Genomic DNA, 22,075 nt, shown 5'->3' on the forward strand with positions numbered 1-22,075 from the left:
ATAACCACACAGTGCTTTGCCCGAAAAAGAGAGCACTTTACTCCCGCAGCGGGTCACTTAAACCTCAAAACACAGTGCTTTTTTGGCTCTACAGGTCACTTTTTTATCACTACGAAGCGCTTTGTAGAAACTACAAGCCACTTTGTAGCCGCTTCAAGCTTGCTTGTAGTCACAACAAAGCGACTTGTAGCCACAACAAGCAAGCCTGTAGTAGCTTCAAGCAAGCTCGACGCCATTACTTAGTGGCTTGTAGCCGCTTCGGGCAAGCTTGAAGCGACTACAAGCAACTGTGTAGTCATAAAAAAACGCTCTGTAAGCGAAGTATTGTAATACGACAAAACATCAAACCACTATCTAACACCATCTAAATCACCCCCATATCGTGCAGATACATAACAGCAAACGAGATCTCGCGTACAGATAATTTCTGATTGATATTACGTCGGTGATTATCTATAGTATCGTGGGAAATAAAGAGCTCTTCCGCAATAGCAGCTTTATTATACCCCTCCTTACTAAGCGCCGCGATTTGCAATTCCCTATCGGAAAATGTACAACCAGTCGCACGCTTCATAAACTTCCCGGTTTGCAAATTAATAATATATATCCCTTTAGACAATTCACGGCTACTACACCCGTCAACAGGTTTCAACATCAGTAAGACCTGCCCATGATCTCCCTCGGAATGATCTTCGACCAGCAGATATTTAAACATGACACGCTTATACACACCATGTATGTTGCGGAGACGACATTCAAACACCAGAGCATAATCGATCAACTCCTCTGTACTTAAATCACCGATAAAACGAAACGCCTTACACCATGCTGATACAAAATGATCGATATCAGCCGGCCATATTGACTTCACAAACTCCTCCACAGTAACAGTACCGCTAAAAAGATGGCTGAATTCAGGACAATTGGTATGGAGGAAATGATAATCATTGCGCCCGGCATTACAAAGCGCCAATGTTCGACCTTCTACTCGTGCCATCTGTTTTAGCTGTAAAGCCTGAGCATTGGACATTACAAACTCAGAATCGGCAAAAATGGGATGATTGCCGATAAAATCCATATACATTTCTTCTACTCGTTTCATAATACTACATGTATTAAAAGAAGATCACGCTCAAGCTGAATAAGCGACCTATAAACCCTCCTGATTAATAATTGGCAGAAACAGCCCTATCTATGACAAAAATTGACGACATGTCGTTATTGCACACAACATTTCAACAATATGCCTTTGCATCAGACAAAACAACTAACAATATACATTTACAAATGTAAAGTACATTTTTCAATGTGCAAATTATTCACCATTTTAAATACATACAACTATGGGTTCAGCAACAAGAATTCCCAGGGGAATTGATGATTTCAATCTTTATCTGGCCAGCACAGCGGCCTACATTGTATTAGGTATTCCCATCACAAACGGTGCCCGTCTGGGCTTTTCGGAAGAAGAGGTTAATCGGTGGGTCGGTTTTCACACGATATGGGCTCCGATTTATGCCAAATACGCCGATAAAAGATACGGTCGTACCACTGCCATCAAAGATGATCTATTGAGTAAAATCGATGAAGTGATTAATTTCGACAAAGAGATTAACTTTCTGGATCGGATTTCCGTTTCGCTAAACGTAACCGTAGCCGACTTGACTGTTTTTAATATCAAGAAGGGCGCTTTGGAGAAAACGACCCGTACGGTTCCCACCTCACGCATTGACGAACTGGTACAAGCCATGCTAATTCCCGCAGGCGGTGGTGACATCACCCTCAAATGTTACAGCACAACCAGCGCACGCGCTGCCATCTATGGCGATGCCGACTGTGTACAGATTCTTTACATGGTGGGCACTACACCTCCCACATCAGCAGAAGACCCCAATCTGATAAAAGATTTATCGACAAAAGCCATCTTCACGCTGTCATTGGGTGCTGCCTCAGCGGCTAAAACACTTTACATCTATTTCCGCTGGTACAACACCAAACACCCGGAACTGGCGGGCTCGTGGAGCAGCCTGCAAACGACGGTTATCATCTAAGATCTTAATCGGATTCAAACAAAAAGTGGAGGCATTGCCTCCACTTTTTGTTTTATGACATACCTCAAAAGACACTATACCCTTGAGAGATACACTGAAATAAGGATTCGAAAATTCAATTACACTAAAAAAAAGCGAAACTACCAGCCCCGCCACCAAAATCAAAAAAGGGAGAACCTCACGGCTCCCCCTTCCCTACTACTAACTACAAATTATCTACTAACAAAACAAGTTCTCTTCGGTAAACTTACCGATTTGAACATATTTATGGTAAATATCAAGATAAAGTTTGTGGTTTTCTGCGTTAGGATAGAATTCAGCAGCGAATCCCATACCCATTGCAGCCTGAGCGTCCTCTACTTTAGCGTAAACGCCCGCTACCACAGCAGCAAACATTGAAGCTCCGAAAGCACAAGCCTGTTCAGCTTTAGCTACTTTGATCGGCATATTCAATACGTCTGCCAGAGTTTGCATTACAAACGGAGATTTCAAAGCGATACCACCGATACCAATGATTTCTTTGATCTCTACACCGTTTTCGATGAAACGGTCCACGATCGCTTTAGATCCGAAAGCAGTAGCTTCCACCAAAGCACGGAACATCAACGGAGCTGTTGTACCTAATGAAAGACCAGTGATGGTACCTTTCAGCATTTGGTTAGCATCCGGAGTACGACGACCGTTCATCCAGTCTGTTGCAATAATAGTTGATTCCGATACAGGCACTTTCATTGCCTCGATTGACAATGCCGGGATGATCGCATCCAGAGACTCCTGAATCAGTTTTTGTTTTGTTTCTTCATCAATCAGGGTTGATTTAGCCACTATGTTTTCGATTGGCCATGCTACCACACGTTTGAACCATGCGTAGATGTCACCGAAAGCAGACTGACCAGCTTCCAGACCTACGAGGCCAGGGATAACAGATCCATCTACCTGACCACAGATACCCGGGATCAGTTTGTCACCCATTTCTTCGTGTGAAGCAACCATGATATCACAGGTAGAAGTACCGATTACACGTACCAAAGCGCCCGGTTTAACCTCTGCACCTACAGCACCCATGTGGCAGTCAAATGCACCTACAGCTACAGCTACCTTGGTAGTCAAGCCTAAACGTTTAGCCCACTCTTCGGTCAATGTACCTGTTTTCTTGTCACTCGGACAAGTATCAGTGTACAATTTAGCACGGTACCCTGCCAAAACAGGATCGAGCGCAACAAGGAACTCTTCTGCAGGAAGACCACCCCATTTCTCCAGCCACATCGCTTTGTGACCTGAAGCACAACGGCTACGGCAGATCTCTTCCGGTTTGGTTTTACCCACCAAAAGACCTGGCAACCAGTCACAGTGCTCTACCAATGAATAACCCGCTTTACGGATTGATTCATCTGCACGAAGCACGTGCAATGCTTTTGCCCAGAACCACTCAGAAGAGTAGATTCCACCTTCGTAAGAAGTATAGTCGATATCCCATTTCGCAGCCAACTCGTTGATTTCGTTAGCTTCTTTGATCGCAGTGTGGTCTTTCCACAATACGAACATCGCGTTAGGGTTTTCCGCAAATTCAGGAAGCAGTGCCAGCGGAGTTCCCTCTTTATCGGTGAAAACCGGAGTACTACCAGTTGTGTCGAATGCCATACCTACTACTTTCTCTGCAGTTCCGGCAGGACATTTAGACAAAGCATCTTTAACGGTATATTCCAATACCTCGATGTAATCCAGCGGGTGCTGGCGATATTGGTTCGCTATCGGATCGCAATATTTGCCTTCCATCCAGCGAGGATAATATTTTACAGATGAAGCCATTTCAGCTCCGGTGATTGCGTCCACTACAACGGCGCGAGCTGAGTCGCTACCATAATCCAGACCAATAACGTATTTGCTCATGATTTTTATTAGTGTGTTAGTCTAAGAAAGCCTGAAGCCTGTCTATGACTATGGGCTTCAGACTTCTTTATGTGGATATTATCTCAAAGCTTTGTTAAGCATGTAGTAAACTTCGTTGTTACGAAGATCCTGACGGAACTGACGAATAGTTGTGTCTTTATCGATGATCAACAATTCGATATCAGCGATTTCTGCGAAGTCTTCCATCATCTCAGTTGTAAGAGAGAATGAGAAACAAGAGTGGTGAGTACCACCAGCCAAAATCCATGCACCTGCACCAATTTCGAAGTTAGGCATTGGTTTCCACAATGCACAAGCTACAGGAAGTTTAGGAAGAGCTTGTGGCTCGATTACCTCTACTTCATTCAGAATCATACGGAAACGGTTACCCATATCCACGATAGTAGTAGCAACACCTGTACCTTTGTGAGCCTGGAAAATCAAACGTGCACAAACACCTGCATCGCCAATTCCTAAGAAGTGTACTTCGATACGTGGTTTGTTACCTGCAATTTCAGGGTTGATTTCCAACATGTGAGACTGAAGGATAGAGCTGTTTTCACCGTCGAAGTTCAATACATAATCTTCAAGGAATGAGCAACCACCAGGAAGACCTTGTGCCATTACCCACATAGTACGTGACAATGCAGCAGATTTCCAGTCACCTTCAGCACCGAAACCGTAACCTTCTGCCATCAAACGCTGAGAAGCAAATCCCATCAACTGAGACATACCTTCCAATTCGTTGAAGCTGGTAGTAAACGCTTTAGCACCTTTTGACTCAAGGAAACGACGAAGACCGATTTCCTGAGCAGCAGCCTGACGTACAGAAACGTGTTTTTCAGTTCCTTTTTTGCAATCGTCAGCGAAGTCGTAGATTTTCTCGTAAACATCAACCAAAGCATCAATTTCCGCTTCAGTTACTGCTTCTACGAAAGGAACCAGTTTAGCGATAGGAGCGTTATCCACGTGGTAACCCAAACGGATTTCAGCTTCTACTTTATCACCATCAGTTACTGCTACGTTGTTCATGTTGTCACCGAAACGGATGATCAACATATCCTGTGAATCAGCCCAACCTGCACAAACGCGCATCCAGCCACCGATTTTATCGTGAGTTGATTTGTCTTTCCAGTAACCTACCACCACTTTGCGAGGTTTACGCAGACGGCTGGTGATGTGTCCGAATTCGCGGTCACCGTGAGCCGATTGGTTAAGGTTCATGTAATCCATGTCGATTTCGCCCCATGGAATTTGTTGGTCAAATTGAGTATGTAAGTGCAACAATGGTTTTTTGTAGTCCAAAAGACCGTGGATCCACATTTTAGCAGGAGAGAAAGTGTGCATCCAGGTGATCATACCGATACATTTGGTGTCACCGTTAGCAGCACGCATGATTTCAGCGATTTCTGCTGAAGAGTTTGCAGTTCCTTTATATACAACTTTTACAGGCAAGTTACCAGATTCGTTCAATCCTTTTACCATTTCGTTAGAGTGCGCGTCAACTTTTACAACTGCGTCACCTCCGTACAAAAGCTGAGCTCCTGTAACGAACCATACTTCATAATTTTCAAAAGCCATGATTATTGTTTTTTTAGTGTTAAGTATTTGATTTAATGCAATTAAGTCTGTTATGATTAAAACGGTTATTTCTGCCCGTAGTAAGCTCCCGGTCCGTGTTTACGGTAGAAGTGCTTGGTAATCAAATGGGGATTCATTTGCAATTGCGGATTAACGTTATATGCAATGAATGCCATTTTAGCCACCTGCTCCATTACCACTGCATTGTGAACAGCATCGTGCGCATCTTTACCCCAGGAGAATGGTCCGTGGTTTTTCACCAATACGCCCGGTACATAAACAGGGTTAATACCTTCGAAACGCTCGATGATTACGGTTCCGGTCTCTTTTTCGTATTCACCTGTCACTTCCGCTTCAGTCATCATGCGGGTACATGGAATCCCTTCTGCAAAGTAGTCAGCATGAGTAGTACCGATATTTGGAATATCACATCCTGCCTGCGCCCATGCAGTTGCATAGGTAGAGTGTGTGTGAACAACGGCTTTAATTCCGGGGAATGCTTTGTACAACTCCAGGTGAGTTGCTGTGTCAGATGAAGGTTTGAGAGTACCTTCCACTACTTTACCATCGAGGTCAACAACAACCATGTGTTCGGCTTTCATATCATCGTATGATACGCCTGAAGGTTTGATTACGACCAAACCGGATTCACGGTCAATTTCACTAACGTTTCCCCAGGTAAAGATTACCAAACCGTGCTTCACTAATTCGAGATTAGCCTGAAACACTTTTTCTTTGAGTTCTGCGAGCATTTTGAAATTGGTTAAATAAGTTTTTGTTTGCAAACGTCGGTTCCGAAAGGATTCGGATAAGTGAAGATGGTTCTTAAAACCATTAAGTGTGATTCTTACACTTATTCGACTCTGCAAAAGTAGAAATAAATGAAGATTGGGCAACCACCAAAGATTATGTTATGCAACACATTACGCAAAACGAACTTAAAGATGTTGAACAACACAAATACAACAACTCAAACACCTGTTTTTCAGACGCCTAAATTAAACCACAAGCTTTGACGGTTTGTTCGCTCTATTATATATTGTTTAGTGTAGCCCTTACACCTATCTTACAGATGCTATATTTTGTGTATATTTGCGCACATTTTTATGATTGAAAATAAATGAAGAATATCCGCAACTTTTGCATTATTGCTCACATTGACCACGGAAAAAGTACACTGGCTGACCGTCTGCTTGAATTTACGAAAACAGTAGAAGGAAAAGACCTTCAGGCGCAGGTACTCGATAATATGGATCTGGAACGCGAACGAGGCATCACCATCAAAAGCCACGCCATCCAGATGGAATACGTTTATCAAGGTGAAAAATATATCCTTAACCTGATTGACACTCCGGGACACGTTGACTTTTCATACGAGGTTTCCCGCTCGATTGCCGCCTGCGAAGGTGCATTGCTGATTGTTGACGCTACACAGGGAATCCAGGCGCAAACCATTGCCAACCTATACATGGCCATCGAGCATGACTTGGAAATTATCCCCATTGCCAACAAAGTGGACCTCGAAAGCGCCATGCCGGAAGAGGTGGAAGACCAAATCATCGAATTGCTGGGTTGCAAACGCGAAGAGATTATCCGTGCCAGTGGCAAAACCGGTATTGGCGTGGAAGACATTCTGGCCGCAATCGTAAACCGCGTTCCAGCTCCTAAAGGTGACCCGGAAGCCCCACTACAATGTCTTATTTTCGACTCTGTATTCAATTCTTTCCGCGGAATCATCGCTTATTTCAAAATTGTAAACGGCACTATCCGTAAAGGCGACAAGGTAAAATTCTTCTCTACAGGCAAAGAGTATGAGGCTGACGAAATCGGTGTACTTAAACTCAATATGGCTCCTCGCGAAGAGCTGGGAACAGGGGACGTAGGCTATCTGATCACCGGTATCAAGACCTCCAAAGAGGTGCGTGTTGGTGATACCATTACACATATTGCTAATCCTTGTAAAAGTGGAATCGCCGGTTTTGAAGAGGTAAAACCAATGGTATTTGCCGGGATTTATCCTATCGAAGCAGAAGACTTCGAAGATCTGCGTGCATCTTTGGAAAAACTCCAACTGAACGATGCCTCCCTGACTTTCCAGCCTGAATCATCACTGGCTTTGGGCTTCGGGTTCCGATGCGGTTTCCTTGGATTGTTGCACATGGAGATTATCCAGGAGCGTCTCGACCGCGAGTTCGATATGGACGTTATCACCACTGTTCCTAACGTTTCGTACCGCGTGTATGACAAACAGGGTATAATGTCGGAAGTGCATAACCCGTCCGGTCTCCCTGATCCTACTCATATCGAAAGTATCGAAGAGCCGTATATCCGAGCAACTGTCATCACTACCACAAACTTCATCGGACCGATCATGTCGCTTTGTCTCGGCAAGCGTGGTGAACTGCTCAAACAGGAGTACATCTCAGGTGACCGCGTGGAGATCATCTATGATATGCCATTGGGTGAAATTGTAATCGACTTTTACGATAAACTGAAGAGTATTTCGAAGGGGTATGCTTCATTTGACTACCACATCCACGACTTCCGTCCGTCGAAGCTGGTAAAACTGGACATCCTGCTTAACGGCGAATCGGTGGATGCCCTTTCTACACTAACTCACGTGGATAATGCTTACGGACTGGGACGTCGCATGTGTGAGAAACTGAAAGAGCTAATCCCGCGTCAGCAATTTGACATCGCTATCCAGGCTGCGATCGGAGCGAAAATTATCGCACGAGAAACCATCAAAGCGGTTCGTAAAGACGTAACTGCAAAATGTTATGGTGGTGATATTTCCCGTAAGCGTAAACTGCTCGAGAAACAGAAGAAAGGTAAAAAACGCATGAAACAGATCGGTTCGGTTGAGGTTCCGCAGAAAGCGTTCCTCGCAGTATTGAAACTGGATTAATATTGAAAATACAGCTTATTCATCAAATAAAAAAGGCACCAATTGGTGCCTTTTTTATTTGGATATATCCATTTACTCTTGACTCTCTTTTTTCTTTGCGAAATAAATCTTATAAAGCAAATAAACGATTCCTGCCATAAGGATTAAGCCCCAAAGCTTTACGATAAACAGGAACAATTCAGAAATAACCACCCAACCGACTTTAATTGCCTCCCAAAGCTTAAGGAAAAATCCGGGTTGGTACGCCTCTACATTTTTCTCATTTGGAATCAATTCATTTAACATTCCCTGACGCTGATAAACGGAGAGATTAATGGTGCTGTACTTCATCTGATCCTCCAGCGAGAGATTTTCCACAAATGCATTATCTGCTGCTTCCTGCTTGTTTTGCAGGGTCTCCTCGGCAGCTGCCGTTTCACCCAACTTCTTGCCACGGGTATCTATAGATTTTGCAAGTCGGGATTCTGCCGTTTTGGCACGCTTCTGTGTCAGCTTGTTGGTTAACACCTGAAGCGACACGTCATCAGCTTTAATGACTCGATAGTCAAGATAAGTAACCAGACAGGCTAATTGGCGTAACGTGGTATCCAGCTTCACATTAGGAACGCGCAATACCATATCGTTCGTTACTGTGTAATAGGTTGTCTCAAGCGTAGAATCGCTACTAATCTCGGTAGTCTTCACATTATCCTTATTACTGCTCAGATTCGTCGAAGCAACATAACCTCCCATCCGGGCAGTAATATCTTCAATAACTGTCGTTGCCTTTGCTACATTATTCACCCTGAACTTCAGATTCGCTGTCCGGATAAACTTATGAGTAGAATCACCGGGATTTTCAACTGCGGCAGAAGAACTCATATTAACAGTCGTAGAATCTGCCGCTGCCTCATAGCTCATTTTGTCTGCCGCTTTATTGCCACAACCGGTCAACAGTGCAATAACACCAAGAGAAAAGATAATTTGTCTGGTTTTCATAATAAACGATTTTTTAATTGTGTGATAGCTATTTCTTTTCGCAACCTAATTCAACGTTAACATCTGATACAATAAATAATTCTTACACCACTAATTTCACAAGAGAGCTAATCGAAGCGATTAACAAATGCAATTATACAAGTTTTATTTCTATATTTGCTTTCAATAGAACACTAAATTTAATCGGCGTTGATGTTTTTTACAATAACAAGAGAAGATCCGAATACTATGAAGAAAAAGATCTACCAATTCTGCACTTTGCTTTTACTAACCATATCAACACTTTACGCTCAGGATGCAAAAGTTCTAAAAATGACTCAATACTGTGAAATTGCAGACAATAAGCTCACTGAAACAGATACAATAACATTTGCCATATTCAATCGCAACGGAGAAGAGCACTGTCAAATCAGTATTCCTTATTCTAAAATGGAAAAGTTATCGGATATCAATGGATGGATTGATGACAGCCGTGGCAATAGGATAAGAAATCTTCGCAGTGCAGATATTTCCGATGCAAGTTATAGGAATGCAAGCTCGTTATACCAGGACGAATTCATCAAAACGCTCGTACTTAAGCATAATGTCTATCCTTACATTGTAACCTACACCTACCGGACAACCAGGAAGCAGTTTCTGTCAATTGCCGACTGGACTCCGGTCTATAACTATAGCATGCCGACTGACAAAGCGTCACTAACGATTAAAGTACCCAGGAACTACGATATTAGATTCAAAGAAAATGGTATTCAATCTCATAAAATTGATAGTTTGCCCGGGCAAATCAAACATATCTGGACTGCAACTTATACACAGCCCATACTTTCCGAAAAGTACAGCATTGACAGAGAGGAACTGACACCCTATGTAAAAGTAGTACCCAGACACTTTATCTATGGTGTGGAAGGTGAGCTTCAGAGCTGGGAATCCTTCGGCAACTGGTATTGGCGCCTGACCAAAGGATTAAACGATTTATCAGCTCAGGACAAAGAGCAAGTGCAAGAGCTCACCCGCGGCATCACGGATAAAAAGGAGATGATCAGAAAAATCTATCATTTCATGCAGGACCAGACCCGCTACATCAATATTTCTCTTAACATCGGGGGACTTAAACCCTACCCGGCCTCCTATGTATCAACCAACAAATATGGTGACTGCAAAGCATTGAGTAATTATATGAAGTCATTGCTCGAGAGCGTCGGTATCCCGTCTTATCTTACGATCATCGAAGGAGATCATTTACCTAAAAAGGTTTTGAAAGATTTCCCATCCAGTCAGTTTAATCATGTGATCCTTACCGTTCCACTGGATAAAGACACTTTATATCTGGAAAACACAAGTAATATCCATCCCTTCGACTTTACCGGAGCATTTATCCAAAACAGGGAAGCACTATTGATAAGGGAAAAGGGAAGTAAGCTTATTCATATTCCGGCTTTTAGCAGCAAAAAGGGGGAAAACGACAGAACTATCAATATTCACTTAAGCAAAACGGGAAATGCCGATGCTGATCTGAGTTTCCGATTCCGTGGGTATAATTTTGACCTCTTCAATAGCCTGAAGTCGGATTACAATCAGGATTTTCAGGATAGACAGGTGAGAGAATATCTGCCTTTAAGCAATTACGAAGTGATCAGTTGGGACTTAACCAAAGCAGACCGCGATAGCGCTTTCATCACGCTCAACACCAAAGTAAATCTGTACAAGTATCTGAAGCCCATCGGAAATGAATTTTATTTCAGCCTTCTCCCCATTGGCACCCTTGGATTTGAGACTCCTCAAAGCCGAACTTTGGCGGTATCACTTCCTTTTCCAATTTCATATACAGATACCATCAACTTCATTTTCCCCGACGGTTATAAACTTAAGAATCTTCCCGAGACACAAACCATGCAAAGTAAATATGGCAAATGCAATCTTCTGTTTTTAGACAAAAAAGATACTATGACACAGGTGCGGCAGTTTGAACTGAATGCCGGAACTATTGATAGAAAGGAATACGATGCTTTTTATGAATTTCTCAAGCGGATTGCCGAGTCTGATCGAAGAAAAATTGTAATTACCACCAAATAATAACGATACTAAAACACGAAACTAATGAAAAAGCAGTTCTTAATCGTGATGTTTTTCATTGCCAGTCTGCCTGCAATGAGAGCACAAAACAATGACCTGGCATCTCTTAACGAGGCGCTGACACAAAAACAATACCCTGGTGATCCTGCCGCTGAAGCCGCAATCCTGAGTGATGTAGGAAGGTCTTTTTTCGAAAGCGGCGACGAAGGTTTTTCTCTCTATTTTGAGCGTAAAACCAGAGTCAAGATTTACAAAAAAGCAGGTTTAAAATGGGGTGAGATTGAAATTCCATTCTATTTTGCCAATGAAGGAATTGAAAGAATTTATGATATTATCGGCGCAACTTACAATCTGGAGGACGGTATTGTAAAATCGACGCCATTGGCAATCGATAAAAAGCTGGAAGAGAAAGTTGATAAGAATTGGCGGATAATGAAATTTGCCATGCCCAATGTAAAAGTGAGCTCCGTTATAGATGTATCCTACAAAATCAGCAGTCCATACCTGTTTAACCTGCGTAGCTGGGATTTTCAATACAAAATCCCCATCAAATATAGCGAGTACCGTACCTGTATGAATCCATTCTACGAATACATTTATATTCTGCAAGGTACAAATCAGTTAAGTGGATTCAATTCATTTGTTGATCCTGGAATGAGCCGACACTTTGGAGGTATCGAATACCATGACATGATATACGAATTTATCATGAAAGATGTTCCGGCATTCAGAGATGAAACATTTATCTCCTCAGCTAATGACTATATGATCAAACTGAACTTTCAGCTTTCAAAGATACATTATCCAACCGGAGGTGAACGTAAAATCATGTCGACTTGGGAAAATCTCGTTAAAGAGATGCTTGGTTCCGACGGCTATGCCGGTTATTTATCAGATGCAGAGAAGAAAGCCAAAGCGATAGTAGATACTATGAAATTCAGGTCAACCGATCCACTTGAAAAGGCGAAAGCCATTGAACGTTATATAAAAGACAACTTCAGTTGGAACGGAGATGTAACGAAATTCCCTGATAGCAGCCTAAAAGAACTTCTTAAAACAAAACGGGGAAATAGTGCCCAAATCAATCTGTTTCTTATCGGGATGTTGAAGGCCGCGGGCATTGAGACTTCACCGGTACTGCTTAGTACACGTGGGCATGGAAAGATATTCTCTGACTATCCCTTCCTGCATTTCTTTAATTATGTGATTGCAATGGCGAAAGTAGGAGAAGATCTTATTCCGTTGGATGCCACCGACCCATTGAGTAATTTCATGGAAATACCTCCTGTCTGTTTCAACGATAAGGGACTGTTACTTAAGAAAGAAAACGCGCAATGGATTACAATTAATAATCCCGGCTTGTCAAACTCAACCTATGTTCTGGACCTTCAACCTGACCCGATAAAAGAAAATGTATCAGGAAAAATAAAGATTGAGACTACTGGTTATGATGCTCTGAAACTCCGCGAACAATATCAGTCAAACTTTAAGCAATTTAAGAGCGATATCTTACCTTCAACCCTTACGCTAGCAGACTCTATTAAGACTAATAATCTGTCTCAATATGAAAAATCTTTTGAAGTTAATTTCGGAGCCAATACTCCTTTGGAGAAAGTGGAAGACAAACTGATTATTTCACCATTCTGCAATCTTTCTATCACAGAAAATCCGTTGAAAGGAGTTAGCCGTAGTTACCCGATTGACATGAACTATAAAAAAGAGAAGAAATATATCGCTACTATCCAAATTCCCAAAGGCTACAAAGTATTCTCAAAACCGGAAGATCTGAAATTGTCAAACAATCTGGGTGCTATCTCATTTACAACTGAAATTATTGACAATCAGACTGTCAAAATCATTGGTAGTTATAAGTTTAACAACGACGTGATTAATGCCGATCAATACTATGAATTGAAAGGATTCTTCAATAAAATCGTGGATAAATTCAACGAAAAAGTAATCTGCATAAAAGGATAACTGTCTCTCAATAAAAAGCGCCGAAATTGTGACGATTCCGGCGGTTTTTATTTTAAATCAACACCTTCAGCACCCTGCCTATCTTTATAAACGCTTCCACTGCTTTCTGTAAATGTTCATGTGTATGTGCTGCCGAGACCTGCACACGAATCCTGGCCTTACCTTCCGGTACAACAGGATAGAAAAATCCTATCACGTAGATGCCTTCATCAAGCAGCTTCTGGGCAAATCGTTGAGCCAGCACTGCATCGTATAGCATAATTGCACAAATAGATGATTCCGTCGGTTTAATATCGAAGCCCGCGTGAATCATCTTTTCCACAAAGAAGTCTGTATTGTGGTGCAACCGTTCTACCCATTCGTCAGACTCTTCGAGCAGATCAAACACCCGCAACGCCGCGCTGACTACTGCTGGTGGTAACGAGTTCGAAAAGAGATACGGACGTGAGCGTTGGCGCAGCAAGTCGATAAATTCCTTACGTCCGGTCGTAAATCCACCAATCGCTCCACCAAAAGCTTTTCCCAGAGTCCCCGTGATAATATCGACCTGACCGCGAATATTAAACAATTCTGTAACTCCCCTGCCCTTTTTACCAACCACTCCGGCAGAATGACATTCATCCACCATCACCAGAGCATCGTATTTTTCGGCTAAGGCCACAATCTTATCCACCGGAGCCACATTTCCATCCATCGAAAAAACACCGTCCGTGGCGATGATGCGGAAACGTTCATTCTGAGCCAACTGCAATTGTTTCTCTAAATCAGCCATATCGGCATTGGCATATCGATACCGCTTGGCTCGCGAAAGCCTTACTCCATCAATGATTGAAGCATGATTCAATGAATCGGAGATAATGGCATCCTCCTCTGTGAAGAGTGGCTCAAAAATGCCTCCGTTCGCATCAAAACAGGCCGCATAGAGAATAGTATCTTCTGTGCCAAAGAAATCGGCAATGCGCTGTTCCAGCAATTTATGAATATCCTGCGTTCCGCAAATAAAGCGTACCGAAGACATCCCGTATCCCCGGTTATCCAGACCAGCCTTAGCAGCTTCAATCAGGTCGGGATGGTTTGACATACCCAGGTAATTATTGGCACAAAAGTTTATCACCTCGCGTCCGTCATTGAGCTTAATCACCGCATCCTGTGGACTGCAAATGATTCGCTCCTGCTTATAGAGACCGCTTTCTTTGATTTTTTGCAGCTCTGCCTGAAGATGCTGTCTGATTTTTCCGTACATGATAATATTTTTAAGGAGTTAAGTCTAATGCGGAATTATTTTTTCGATATATTTACAACAAGTTGAAGTCGGGGAATGTTGTTACGATAGACCTCTCCACTCCTCCTAAAAGAGGGGAAACCTGGAGCGAAAATAGTAAAAGACAACTATTATGAATAAAATTCTTATCACCGGAGCGTTGGGACAAATCGGGTCGGAACTTTCACACGCATTCAATGAGCGTTACGGGAATGAAAACGTCATTGTTTCTGATGTGAATCCCGATTTGAATGGTATTTATCCGGAAAATATATTTGTGCAGACAGATGTTACGGACATTGATGCCCTTGATAATCTCATTCAACAACATCAGATTGACACCGTAATACACCTTGCCGCAATCTTATCTGCCAAAGGAGAACAAAATCCGGAACTGGCCTGGCACATCAATGTGAACGGCTTGCTCAATGTGATAAAACTCGGCATCAAATACAATCTCGACCGGTTGATGGTTCCCAGTTCGATTGCAGTATTCGGTCCGCAATCCACGCTTTACAACGCCCCGCAAGAAACAATATTGAAGCCCAATACAATGTACGGCATTTCGAAAGTGATTGGTGAAATGCTCGGGAGTTATTATTACCGGAAAAACGGACTGGATTTTCGCGGTATCCGCTATCCCGGCATCATCAGTTACAAAACACCGCCGGGCGGAGGAACAACGGATTATGCCGTCGAGATTTTCTACGAAGCGCTCAAAACCGGACATTACACCTGTTTCCTGAGCAGCGAAGCTTGCCTGCCAATGATGTATATGCCCGACTGTGTAAGGGCGACCATCGAACTGCTGGAAGCAGATGCTGAATTTCTCAAACATCACGGTGACTACAATGTCGGAGCCATGAGCTTTACCCCTGAAGATTTGGCCAATGAAATCCGCAAATACATTCCTAACTTTACCATTGACTACAAACCTGATTTCCGGCGCGAAATCGCCAAATACTGGCCGGCATCCATTGACGATTCTGCCGCTTGTGCCGATTGGGGATGGCTGCCCCGATATAATTTGGAAATGATGGTCAAAGATATGCTCGTGCATGTGGCCGAGAAACTGAATATTCCATTTTCACTTAAACAATAAAAACAAATCAATATGGCTTACCGCATCGTATTTACCATGCTTATGTTCATCGTGTTATTCAATGGAATAACCGACTGGTATTTCTACAAAAGAGTGCTGCAACGATTCAATGCTCCTCAATGGCTGAAGAAGACACATATCTGCATCAGTCTCTTTTTTGTAGCCTATGTTATCTTCCTTATTTACAAGTTTATCAATCCTTATACCGACCCAACCTCCACCGTTTATGTTTGGGGAACATACACTTTTCTGCTTTTTTATTTACCCAAACTGGCTTTCCTGTTGCTCTCCTGGCCAGAGCTTATCTGGAAAAAGACAAAAGGTTTTTCAATCGCAGGAGGAGTGCTCGGGCTGACCATTGCAGGATGTATGCTTTGGGGGTCATTGGTCGGACGTTTTCAGTTTCAGGAAAATAAGGTCAATATTCCATCAGAAAGACTTCCAAAGGCTTTCGACGGATATACGGTGGTACAGTTCTCTGATACTCACCTTGGCAACTTCGGACACGACAATTCCATCATTCAGGAGATGGTGGACCGGATTAACGCGACACATCCTGACCTCATCGTCTTTACCGGTGACCTGGTAAATACCAAATCGGGAGAAATTGACCGCTTCTATCCTATTCTGACAAAGCTCAAAGCCAGGGACGGAGTCTATTCCATCATGGGTAATCACGATTACGGCGATTATGTCTATTGGAGAAAACCTTATGAGCATCAGGAAAACCTTGACAATTTGCATAAGAAACAGGCGAGTCTGGGGTGGAAAATGCTTAACAATCGCTCTGTTTATCTGCACCGTGGCAATGACAGTATCGCTCTGATTGGCGTTGAGAACTGGGGTGAGCCACCGTTCCATCAATACGGCAACCTGACGATGGCCATGAAAAATGTCAATTCGACTTGCTACAAACTGTTGCTTTCGCACAATCCGGAACATTGGCGCCGAATCATTTTACCAAATATAAAATACGATATCGACCTCACACTTGCCGGACACACCCACGCCTGGCAAATGGCCATCAAGATTGGAAATAAGCGTTACTCTCCGGCTGCCTTCAAATACCCCAACTGGGGTGGTCTGTCTGAAGAAAAAGGGAAATATCTCTATGTCAATGAGGGCATCGGCTATGTAATGTGGCCTATGCGATTCGGTACCGGACCGGAGATTACGGTTTTGCGGTTGTTTAAGAATTGAATTTACAAGGTATAATGATCGATAGCGGCACAGAAAAAGGGCTGGGAGTCTGCCTCCCTCGCATTTTTCAGCGCCGCTATCGCAGTTTTCAGTGCCTCTGACGCATTTTTCAGTACCGCTGAAGCATTTCGGAGTGACTCCAAAGCGTTTTTCAGTGCCTCCCTCCCATTTTTCAGTGTCGCTGATGCATTTTTCAGCACCGCTCTCCCGTATTTCAGTGCCGCTGATGCAATTTTCAGTGCATTCTGATGGGTTATTCCTTTTTTATTTCCATGCACAGACGCGGCATGCCACGTCTCTTCTAAATTGCCACATCTGAATGCCATTTCGTTATCACACATCCGAAATTTGTGCTAATTTTGCAGCCGGTTAAATTATTCGCAATAAACATTAAACCAAACATAAGATGAAACTAAACATTGCCGTATTGCCCGGAGACGGAATCGGGCCAGAAATCGTTGAACAGGCGTTGAACGTAACCAAAGAAGTTTGTAAAAAATTCGGTCACGAACTGATTTACGAAACTGCAATCGTAGGTGCATGCGCTATCGACGAGGTAGGCAACCCTTACCCGGATGCAACTCACGAACTGTGTATGAAGTCTGACGCTGTTCTTTTCGGTGCTATCGGTCACCCGAAATTCGACAACGACCCTTCTGCCAAAGTTCGTCCTGAGCAAGGTCTGTTGGCTATGCGTAAAAAACTCGGTTTGTACGCAAACATCCGTCCTGTGACTACTTTCCCTTCATTGTTGCACAAATCTCCGCTTCGTGCCGACCTCGTTGAAGGAGCTGACTTCATGTGCATCCGCGAGTTGACCGGTGGTATCTACTTCGGTCGTCCGCAAGGTCGCTCAGAAGATGGCAACACAGCTTACGATACCTGCGTTTATACCCGCGAAGAAATCGAACGCATCATCCACCTGGCATACAAATACGCTATGCAGCGTAACAAAAAAGTGACTATTGTGGACAAAGCTAACGTATTGTGTACTTCACGTATGTGGCGTCAGATCGGTCAGGAAATCCAGGTTCAATATCCAGAAGTGGAAACTGAATACATGTTTGTGGACAACGCTGCAATGCGTATCATCCAGTGGCCAAAAAGCTTCGACGTGATGGTGACTGAAAACATGTTTGGTGACATCCTGACTGACGAAGCATCTGTAATCACCGGCTCTTTGGGACTGTTGCCATCTGCTTCTATCGGTATCCACACTTCTGTGTTTGAGCCAATCCACGGTTCTTATCCGCAAGCTGCCGGCAAAAACATCGCTAACCCGATCGCTACTGTACTTTCAGCAGCATTGATGTTCGAATATGCATTCGGATTGATGGAAGAAGGTAAGGCTATCCGCGATGCTGTAACTGCATCTATGGAAGCTGGCATCGTAACTGAAGATATCGCTGGCGCTGAAGGCAAAGCTTACAAAACTTCAGAAGTAGGTAAATGGATCGCTGAATACGTGGCGAAAAACTAATCCGACAACTCTTTTTTTCTATATAAACGGGGGCATTCCGAATGGAGTGTTCCCGTTTTTTATTTATGTTATCCACATTCTTCAATTCCTATTTATTACATTTGTAGAAACACAAATACTTCAATTTATGTACAATCAAGTTTCTTCAATATTAATTATCCTTCTAATCTCAACAACAAGTTCTTGTACAAATAAAGCTGAAAATGGTGATTCCAAAATTGCGTATATTACTCATACCAAATACAATTCCGTTGTTCAAAATACAAATATTGATTCTTTATCCCAATATAGTTATGTCGAGTTATATCAAAAAATCAAATCAACTTTAAAAGGAGCTTCATTTGAACGTCCTTTTGTAAAAACCAAAGATTATCATTTTTCCAATCCAAATAAACCAGACCATTTTATAATTGAAATACCAGCTGGACTTATAGCCAAATCTAAATCCAGATTTGTAATAAAAGACAATGATGGAAAAACTATTTACGAAGAAACTTTTGATACTCACTATTTAGTTCGAGATATATTCGACCCTGAAACAATACCTACAGAAAGCCAAGAAGCTATTGACAGATATAGGAAAAAATATATCTACTCTTTGACCAAAAAACAATTCGAAACCTTCACACAAAAAGAGGTGGACAGAAATCTAAATATTTTCTTCTGCAATCGACAGGATATTATTTCTATGAATAATGATGAGGGAATAATTAATAAAGAATTTTACCATGAGGTTATAAGCGACTCTACACTGAAGATTATTAGTCTTCCTTGTTTTGATTGTGATGAAGGTGTGTATATTCTCAGCTTCAGCAAACAAAAAGGAAGAGTAATTAGATTTATGTCTCTTGACTAGAAACCTCAGCCACCCCGCTCCAGGCCAGGTTTGCCTTAGCTGAGCCTCAGCCAGTAAGAACTGACTTCGGTTCTACCCGGATGAGCCTCAGCTGACAAGAACTGAACGGGATTCTCACCAGCTTAGGCTCGGCTAACGAGAACGGACCCCGATTCTCTTCGGCTGAGCCTCATCCAGGTCAAACTGAGCCCGGTTCTGCCCGGCTGAGCCTCAGCTGGCAACTTCTCTCCTCCAGTCAGCTGAGCCTCAGCTGACGATACCAATTTATCTTCAATCAAAGCCCGGATATACTATTCGAATAAAATAAAGAATCCTTCCCAACAAAAGTCAGAAAGGATTCAATCCATTCATTCAATTAAACTTTTTATTTGGCTCCCTTGGTCAGATACTTCAGAATAAGGGCTTTTTCCTGATTATTGATGCGGGCCTTTGGAGCCATCTTATCCATAATACGTTTCCAGCGGGTGGTATCGTAACGTTCCGGCTCATAAAGGTTGTGACAACTAGCGCATTTATTGACATACAATTCACGACCCTGCTTCAGCTCAGCGAGAGATGCCCGGGTCGTCACATCCTTTTTGGCTGGCTTGTACAGGCCAGCGCTCACCGATGCAATTAAGGCTAAACTTGCCAGGGTAAACCCCACCAGGCGTTTGGGATTAGAAAGCGAACGATACCAACAGTCGATACTGCATTTTTTCATACTCAACTAAGTTTAAAGATTTTCCTTCATTACCTTTGAACCCTTTGACCTGTGGCATGAGCGAGAAATTCACCCAGAAATTGTCACGCACATAAGACATGCCCACACCCGAATAAAGCCCACTGTGCTCCAGCTCACCCTCGGAAAACACATTACGGAAAGCATGTTCAGTAGTAATCTGAAACTTTGGGCTGAGGGCATACGCCAAACCGACATTGAGTTCAGCCTTATGCTCAGCTTCCCATTCCGCCTTATTGTTTTCAAGTTCTGCTTCGGTCTCCAGCTCATATACGGCATTGGCTGCAAGAGTAAACTTGTTGATTTTCTTGTCGAGAATCACTTTTCCCTCGAATTCGTTTTCCTTTGTTCCAATGCCAAGCTCGCCATACAACGCCAGGCCAACAGGGTCCGCTACAGCATCTAACAATTTGTACTTCCATTCGTTCGAAAAACTGATATCATGTTCTGTTTCCAACGACTTTATACCTCCATTATCGACTGCCGAGGTCTGAGTGGAAAGATTGAGGTAAAAAGATGTCTGGAGATTATTTCCCAGACCGATTTCAAACTCGGTACGGTGATCAAATCCGGTGAAGAAATCGCTCTTACCGGTGCGGTAGGTGTTCCAGATTTCAATCTCACGTTGGCCTTTATTTAACACGCCACTTTGATAAGTATAGGTAAAAATACGGTCCTGAGCCTGAGAGTACATCGCAGTTAGCAGGAAGAAAGTCAGCATTGCGCTTTTTAGGAGTAGGTTCTTTACATTCATACGATTCTATTTTTGATATGATTTTATGAATGCAAAGGAAGCGCTTCTGCACCAGCAGTACAATCCCTATAAATGGGGAAATTTAAGTGTAAAAGTCCCCAAATCTGGGTATTTGAGTCAGTTTTAAGCGAAAAAGAGAGAGGTAACCCGAAACAAATCAGATTACCTCTCTCATATTATCTACGATTACTCGTTTATGCAATATAATCGGCAAATACTTTCGTAATACCCTCTTCCAGAGAGATTTTCGCAGTCCAGCCCAGTGATGAGAGTTTGGAGTTATCCATCAACTTGCGGGGAGTGCCATCCGGTTTGGTAGAATCCCATACCAGGTTACCTTCGTAACCGGTAATTTTCTGAACCAACTCTGCCAGTTCTTTGATTGTCTGGTCCGTACCACTACCCACATTCACATGCGAAGGAATCTGGTCAGGTGCGTCGTAATTCAGCATAAGATAGACACAGGCATCCGCCATATCATCCACGTGCAGGAATTCGCGCAACGGGCTTCCGGTACCCCAAAGTGTAACCGACTTGTCATCGATACCGTATTTAGCCAGAATAGCTAAAATATCGGCTTCTGAAGCCTCTCCGCTTACACCTTCCACCGAGCGTTTGCTCAGGTCTTTGCGTAAGGTAGCCCAATCTCCGTTTTTCAGGCATTTACCCAAAAACATCTTACGAATCAATGCTGGCAACACATGACTCTTTTCAAGGTCATAGTTGTCATTCTGTCCGTAAAGGTTGGTCGGCATAGCTGAGATGTAGTTACATCCGTATTGGGAATGGTAAGCCTCACACATCTTGATTCCTGCAATTTTAGCAATCGCATACGGCTCATTGGTCGGCTCAAGCAATCCGGTCAACAAATGCTCTTCCTTAATCGGCTGCGGTGCCAAACGGGGATAGATACACGATGAACCGAGGAACATCAGCTTTGTAACACCGTACTTATATGCCGAATGAATTACGTTGTTCTGAATCATCAGGTTTTCGTAGATGAACTGCGCACGATAAACGTTGTTTGCGACAATTCCACCTACTTTCGCCGCTGCCAGAAAAACATATTCCGGTTGTTCGGTTTCAAAGAACGCTTCCACCTCATTCTGATTAGTCAGATTGAGCTGGCTTTTGGTTTTGGTGATTATATTGGTATAACCTGCATTGGTCAGGTTACGAACAATAGCCGAGCCCACCATTCCGCGGTGCCCTGCTACAAATATCTTAGCTGATTTATCCATGA

General features: G+C 43.0%; 18 protein-coding genes. 8 read left to right on the forward strand and 10 right to left on the reverse strand.

Features of this window, described 5'->3' with window-relative positions; all coding sequences use genetic code 11:
- Positions 1–364: 364 nt before the first annotated feature.
- Positions 365–1,102: a response regulator transcription factor gene (locus MLE17_RS09945; RefSeq protein ID WP_243348642.1), complete on the reverse strand. Its 738-nt coding sequence runs from the start codon at positions 1,100–1,102 to the stop codon at positions 365–367.
- Positions 1,103–1,343: 241 nt separating this feature from the next.
- Here MLE17_RS09945 and MLE17_RS09950 point away from each other — a divergent pair, with 241 nt between their 5' ends.
- Positions 1,344–2,051, forward strand: coding sequence for a hypothetical protein (locus MLE17_RS09950; protein WP_243348643.1), 708 nt, complete (start codon positions 1,344–1,346; stop codon positions 2,049–2,051).
- A 219-nt stretch (positions 2,052–2,270) separates the two neighbouring features.
- Here the strand turns inward: MLE17_RS09950 and MLE17_RS09955 are convergent, their stop codons facing one another.
- The 3 genes from MLE17_RS09955 to MLE17_RS09965 form a co-directional block, all read right to left on the reverse strand.
- Positions 2,271–3,941 carry a ribulokinase gene (locus MLE17_RS09955; protein WP_243348644.1) on the reverse strand — a complete coding sequence of 557 codons (1,671 nt, stop codon included), beginning with the start codon at positions 3,939–3,941 and terminating at the stop codon, positions 2,271–2,273.
- Positions 3,942–4,019: 78 nt separating this feature from the next.
- Positions 4,020–5,522: an L-arabinose isomerase gene (gene araA / locus MLE17_RS09960; RefSeq protein ID WP_243348645.1), complete on the reverse strand. Its 1,503-nt coding sequence runs from the start codon at positions 5,520–5,522 to the stop codon at positions 4,020–4,022.
- A 65-nt stretch (positions 5,523–5,587) separates the two neighbouring features.
- Complete coding sequence (locus MLE17_RS09965; RefSeq protein ID WP_243348646.1) at positions 5,588–6,274, reverse strand: L-ribulose-5-phosphate 4-epimerase; 687 nt, start codon at positions 6,272–6,274, stop codon at positions 5,588–5,590.
- 368 nt (positions 6,275–6,642) lie between these two features.
- On the opposite strand from MLE17_RS09965, the gene lepA reads away from it, so the two are divergent.
- Positions 6,643–8,430 carry a translation elongation factor 4 gene (gene lepA, locus MLE17_RS09970; RefSeq protein WP_243348647.1) on the forward strand — a complete coding sequence of 596 codons (1,788 nt, stop codon included), beginning with the start codon at positions 6,643–6,645 and terminating at the stop codon, positions 8,428–8,430.
- A gap of 72 nt (positions 8,431–8,502) precedes the next feature.
- Here lepA and MLE17_RS09975 read toward each other — a convergent pair whose 3' ends face one another.
- The gene (locus tag MLE17_RS09975; RefSeq protein ID WP_243348648.1) at positions 8,503–9,408 is read right to left on the reverse strand and encodes a DUF4349 domain-containing protein; all 906 of its coding nucleotides are present in this window, start codon (positions 9,406–9,408) and stop codon (positions 8,503–8,505) included.
- 228 nt (positions 9,409–9,636) lie between these two features.
- Between MLE17_RS09975 and MLE17_RS09980 the strand changes: the two genes are divergently transcribed.
- Both MLE17_RS09980 and MLE17_RS09985 read left to right on the forward strand, forming a co-directional pair.
- Positions 9,637–11,481 carry a DUF3857 domain-containing protein gene (locus MLE17_RS09980; protein ID WP_243348649.1) on the forward strand — a complete coding sequence of 615 codons (1,845 nt, stop codon included), beginning with the start codon at positions 9,637–9,639 and terminating at the stop codon, positions 11,479–11,481.
- Between the two features lie 24 nt (positions 11,482–11,505).
- The gene (locus tag MLE17_RS09985; protein ID WP_243348650.1) at positions 11,506–13,458 is read left to right on the forward strand and encodes a transglutaminase domain-containing protein; all 1,953 of its coding nucleotides are present in this window, start codon (positions 11,506–11,508) and stop codon (positions 13,456–13,458) included.
- Between the two features lie 52 nt (positions 13,459–13,510).
- Here MLE17_RS09985 and kbl read toward each other — a convergent pair whose 3' ends face one another.
- Complete coding sequence (gene kbl / locus MLE17_RS09990) at positions 13,511–14,701, reverse strand: glycine C-acetyltransferase (protein WP_243348651.1); 1,191 nt, start codon at positions 14,699–14,701, stop codon at positions 13,511–13,513.
- Between the two features lie 151 nt (positions 14,702–14,852).
- Between kbl and MLE17_RS09995 the strand changes: the two genes are divergently transcribed.
- A complete protein-coding gene (locus MLE17_RS09995) occupies positions 14,853–15,821 on the forward strand; it encodes an NAD-dependent epimerase/dehydratase family protein (protein WP_243348652.1) in 969 nt (322 codons plus the stop codon).
- A gap of 12 nt (positions 15,822–15,833) precedes the next feature.
- A complete protein-coding gene (locus MLE17_RS10000; protein ID WP_243348653.1) occupies positions 15,834–17,021 on the forward strand; it encodes a metallophosphoesterase in 1,188 nt (395 codons plus the stop codon).
- A gap of 2 nt (positions 17,022–17,023) precedes the next feature.
- On the opposite strand, the gene MLE17_RS10005 is transcribed toward MLE17_RS10000, so the two are convergent.
- Positions 17,024–17,347, reverse strand: a complete 324-nt coding sequence (locus MLE17_RS10005) for a hypothetical protein (protein WP_243348654.1) — start codon at positions 17,345–17,347, stop codon at positions 17,024–17,026.
- An 80-nt stretch (positions 17,348–17,427) separates the two neighbouring features.
- On the opposite strand from MLE17_RS10005, the gene leuB reads away from it, so the two are divergent.
- Positions 17,428–18,501 (forward strand): 3-isopropylmalate dehydrogenase, encoded by a 1,074-nt coding sequence (leuB, locus tag MLE17_RS10010; RefSeq protein WP_243348655.1) that lies wholly within the window; start codon positions 17,428–17,430, stop codon positions 18,499–18,501.
- A gap of 127 nt (positions 18,502–18,628) precedes the next feature.
- A complete protein-coding gene (locus MLE17_RS10015) occupies positions 18,629–19,357 on the forward strand; it encodes a hypothetical protein (RefSeq protein ID WP_243348656.1) in 729 nt (242 codons plus the stop codon).
- Positions 19,358–19,721: 364 nt separating this feature from the next.
- Here the strand turns inward: MLE17_RS10015 and MLE17_RS10020 are convergent, their stop codons facing one another.
- From MLE17_RS10020 to MLE17_RS10030, 3 genes are all read right to left on the reverse strand, one after another.
- Complete coding sequence (locus MLE17_RS10020; protein ID WP_243348657.1) at positions 19,722–20,060, reverse strand: diheme cytochrome c; 339 nt, start codon at positions 20,058–20,060, stop codon at positions 19,722–19,724.
- Complete coding sequence (locus MLE17_RS10025) at positions 20,017–20,832, reverse strand: hypothetical protein (RefSeq protein ID WP_243348658.1); 816 nt, start codon at positions 20,830–20,832, stop codon at positions 20,017–20,019. The genes MLE17_RS10020 and MLE17_RS10025 overlap by 44 nt, the downstream gene beginning before the upstream one ends.
- A gap of 194 nt (positions 20,833–21,026) precedes the next feature.
- Positions 21,027–22,073 (reverse strand): GDP-L-fucose synthase family protein, encoded by a 1,047-nt coding sequence (locus MLE17_RS10030; protein ID WP_243348659.1) that lies wholly within the window; start codon positions 22,071–22,073, stop codon positions 21,027–21,029.
- Positions 22,074–22,075: the final 2 nt, after the last annotated feature.

This window comes from Parabacteroides sp. FAFU027, from assembly GCF_022808675.1.
Lineage (GTDB): Bacteria > Bacteroidota > Bacteroidia > Bacteroidales > UBA7332 > CAXXIC01.

Bases quoted from the DNA above. Each gene is read 5' to 3' on its own strand.
- MLE17_RS10000 (WP_243348653.1), top strand. From the start codon at position 15,834: ATGGCTTACCGCATCGTATTTACCATGCTTATGTTCATCGTGTTATTC.
- lepA (WP_243348647.1), top strand. From the start codon at position 6,643: ATGAAGAATATCCGCAACTTTTGCATTATTGCTCACATTGACCACGGA.
- MLE17_RS10025 (WP_243348658.1), bottom strand. From the start codon at position 20,832: ATGAATGTAAAGAACCTACTCCTAAAAAGCGCAATGCTGACTTTCTTC.
- araA (WP_243348645.1), bottom strand. From the start codon at position 5,522: ATGGCTTTTGAAAATTATGAAGTATGGTTCGTTACAGGAGCTCAGCTT.
- MLE17_RS10005 (WP_243348654.1), bottom strand. From the start codon at position 17,347: ATGGCATTCAGATGTGGCAATTTAGAAGAGACGTGGCATGCCGCGTCT.
- MLE17_RS10015 (WP_243348656.1), top strand. From the start codon at position 18,629: ATGTACAATCAAGTTTCTTCAATATTAATTATCCTTCTAATCTCAACA.
- MLE17_RS09985 (WP_243348650.1), top strand. From the start codon at position 11,506: ATGAAAAAGCAGTTCTTAATCGTGATGTTTTTCATTGCCAGTCTGCCT.
- MLE17_RS09955 (WP_243348644.1), bottom strand. From the start codon at position 3,941: ATGAGCAAATACGTTATTGGTCTGGATTATGGTAGCGACTCAGCTCGC.
- MLE17_RS10030 (WP_243348659.1), bottom strand. From the start codon at position 22,073: ATGGATAAATCAGCTAAGATATTTGTAGCAGGGCACCGCGGAATGGTG.
- MLE17_RS09995 (WP_243348652.1), top strand. From the start codon at position 14,853: ATGAATAAAATTCTTATCACCGGAGCGTTGGGACAAATCGGGTCGGAA.
- kbl (WP_243348651.1), bottom strand. From the start codon at position 14,701: ATGTACGGAAAAATCAGACAGCATCTTCAGGCAGAGCTGCAAAAAATC.
- MLE17_RS09945 (WP_243348642.1), bottom strand. From the start codon at position 1,102: ATGAAACGAGTAGAAGAAATGTATATGGATTTTATCGGCAATCATCCC.
- leuB (WP_243348655.1), top strand. From the start codon at position 17,428: ATGAAACTAAACATTGCCGTATTGCCCGGAGACGGAATCGGGCCAGAA.
- MLE17_RS09965 (WP_243348646.1), bottom strand. From the start codon at position 6,274: ATGCTCGCAGAACTCAAAGAAAAAGTGTTTCAGGCTAATCTCGAATTA.
- MLE17_RS09975 (WP_243348648.1), bottom strand. From the start codon at position 9,408: ATGAAAACCAGACAAATTATCTTTTCTCTTGGTGTTATTGCACTGTTG.
- MLE17_RS09950 (WP_243348643.1), top strand. From the start codon at position 1,344: ATGGGTTCAGCAACAAGAATTCCCAGGGGAATTGATGATTTCAATCTT.
- MLE17_RS10020 (WP_243348657.1), bottom strand. From the start codon at position 20,060: ATGAAAAAATGCAGTATCGACTGTTGGTATCGTTCGCTTTCTAATCCC.
- MLE17_RS09980 (WP_243348649.1), top strand. From the start codon at position 9,637: ATGAAGAAAAAGATCTACCAATTCTGCACTTTGCTTTTACTAACCATA.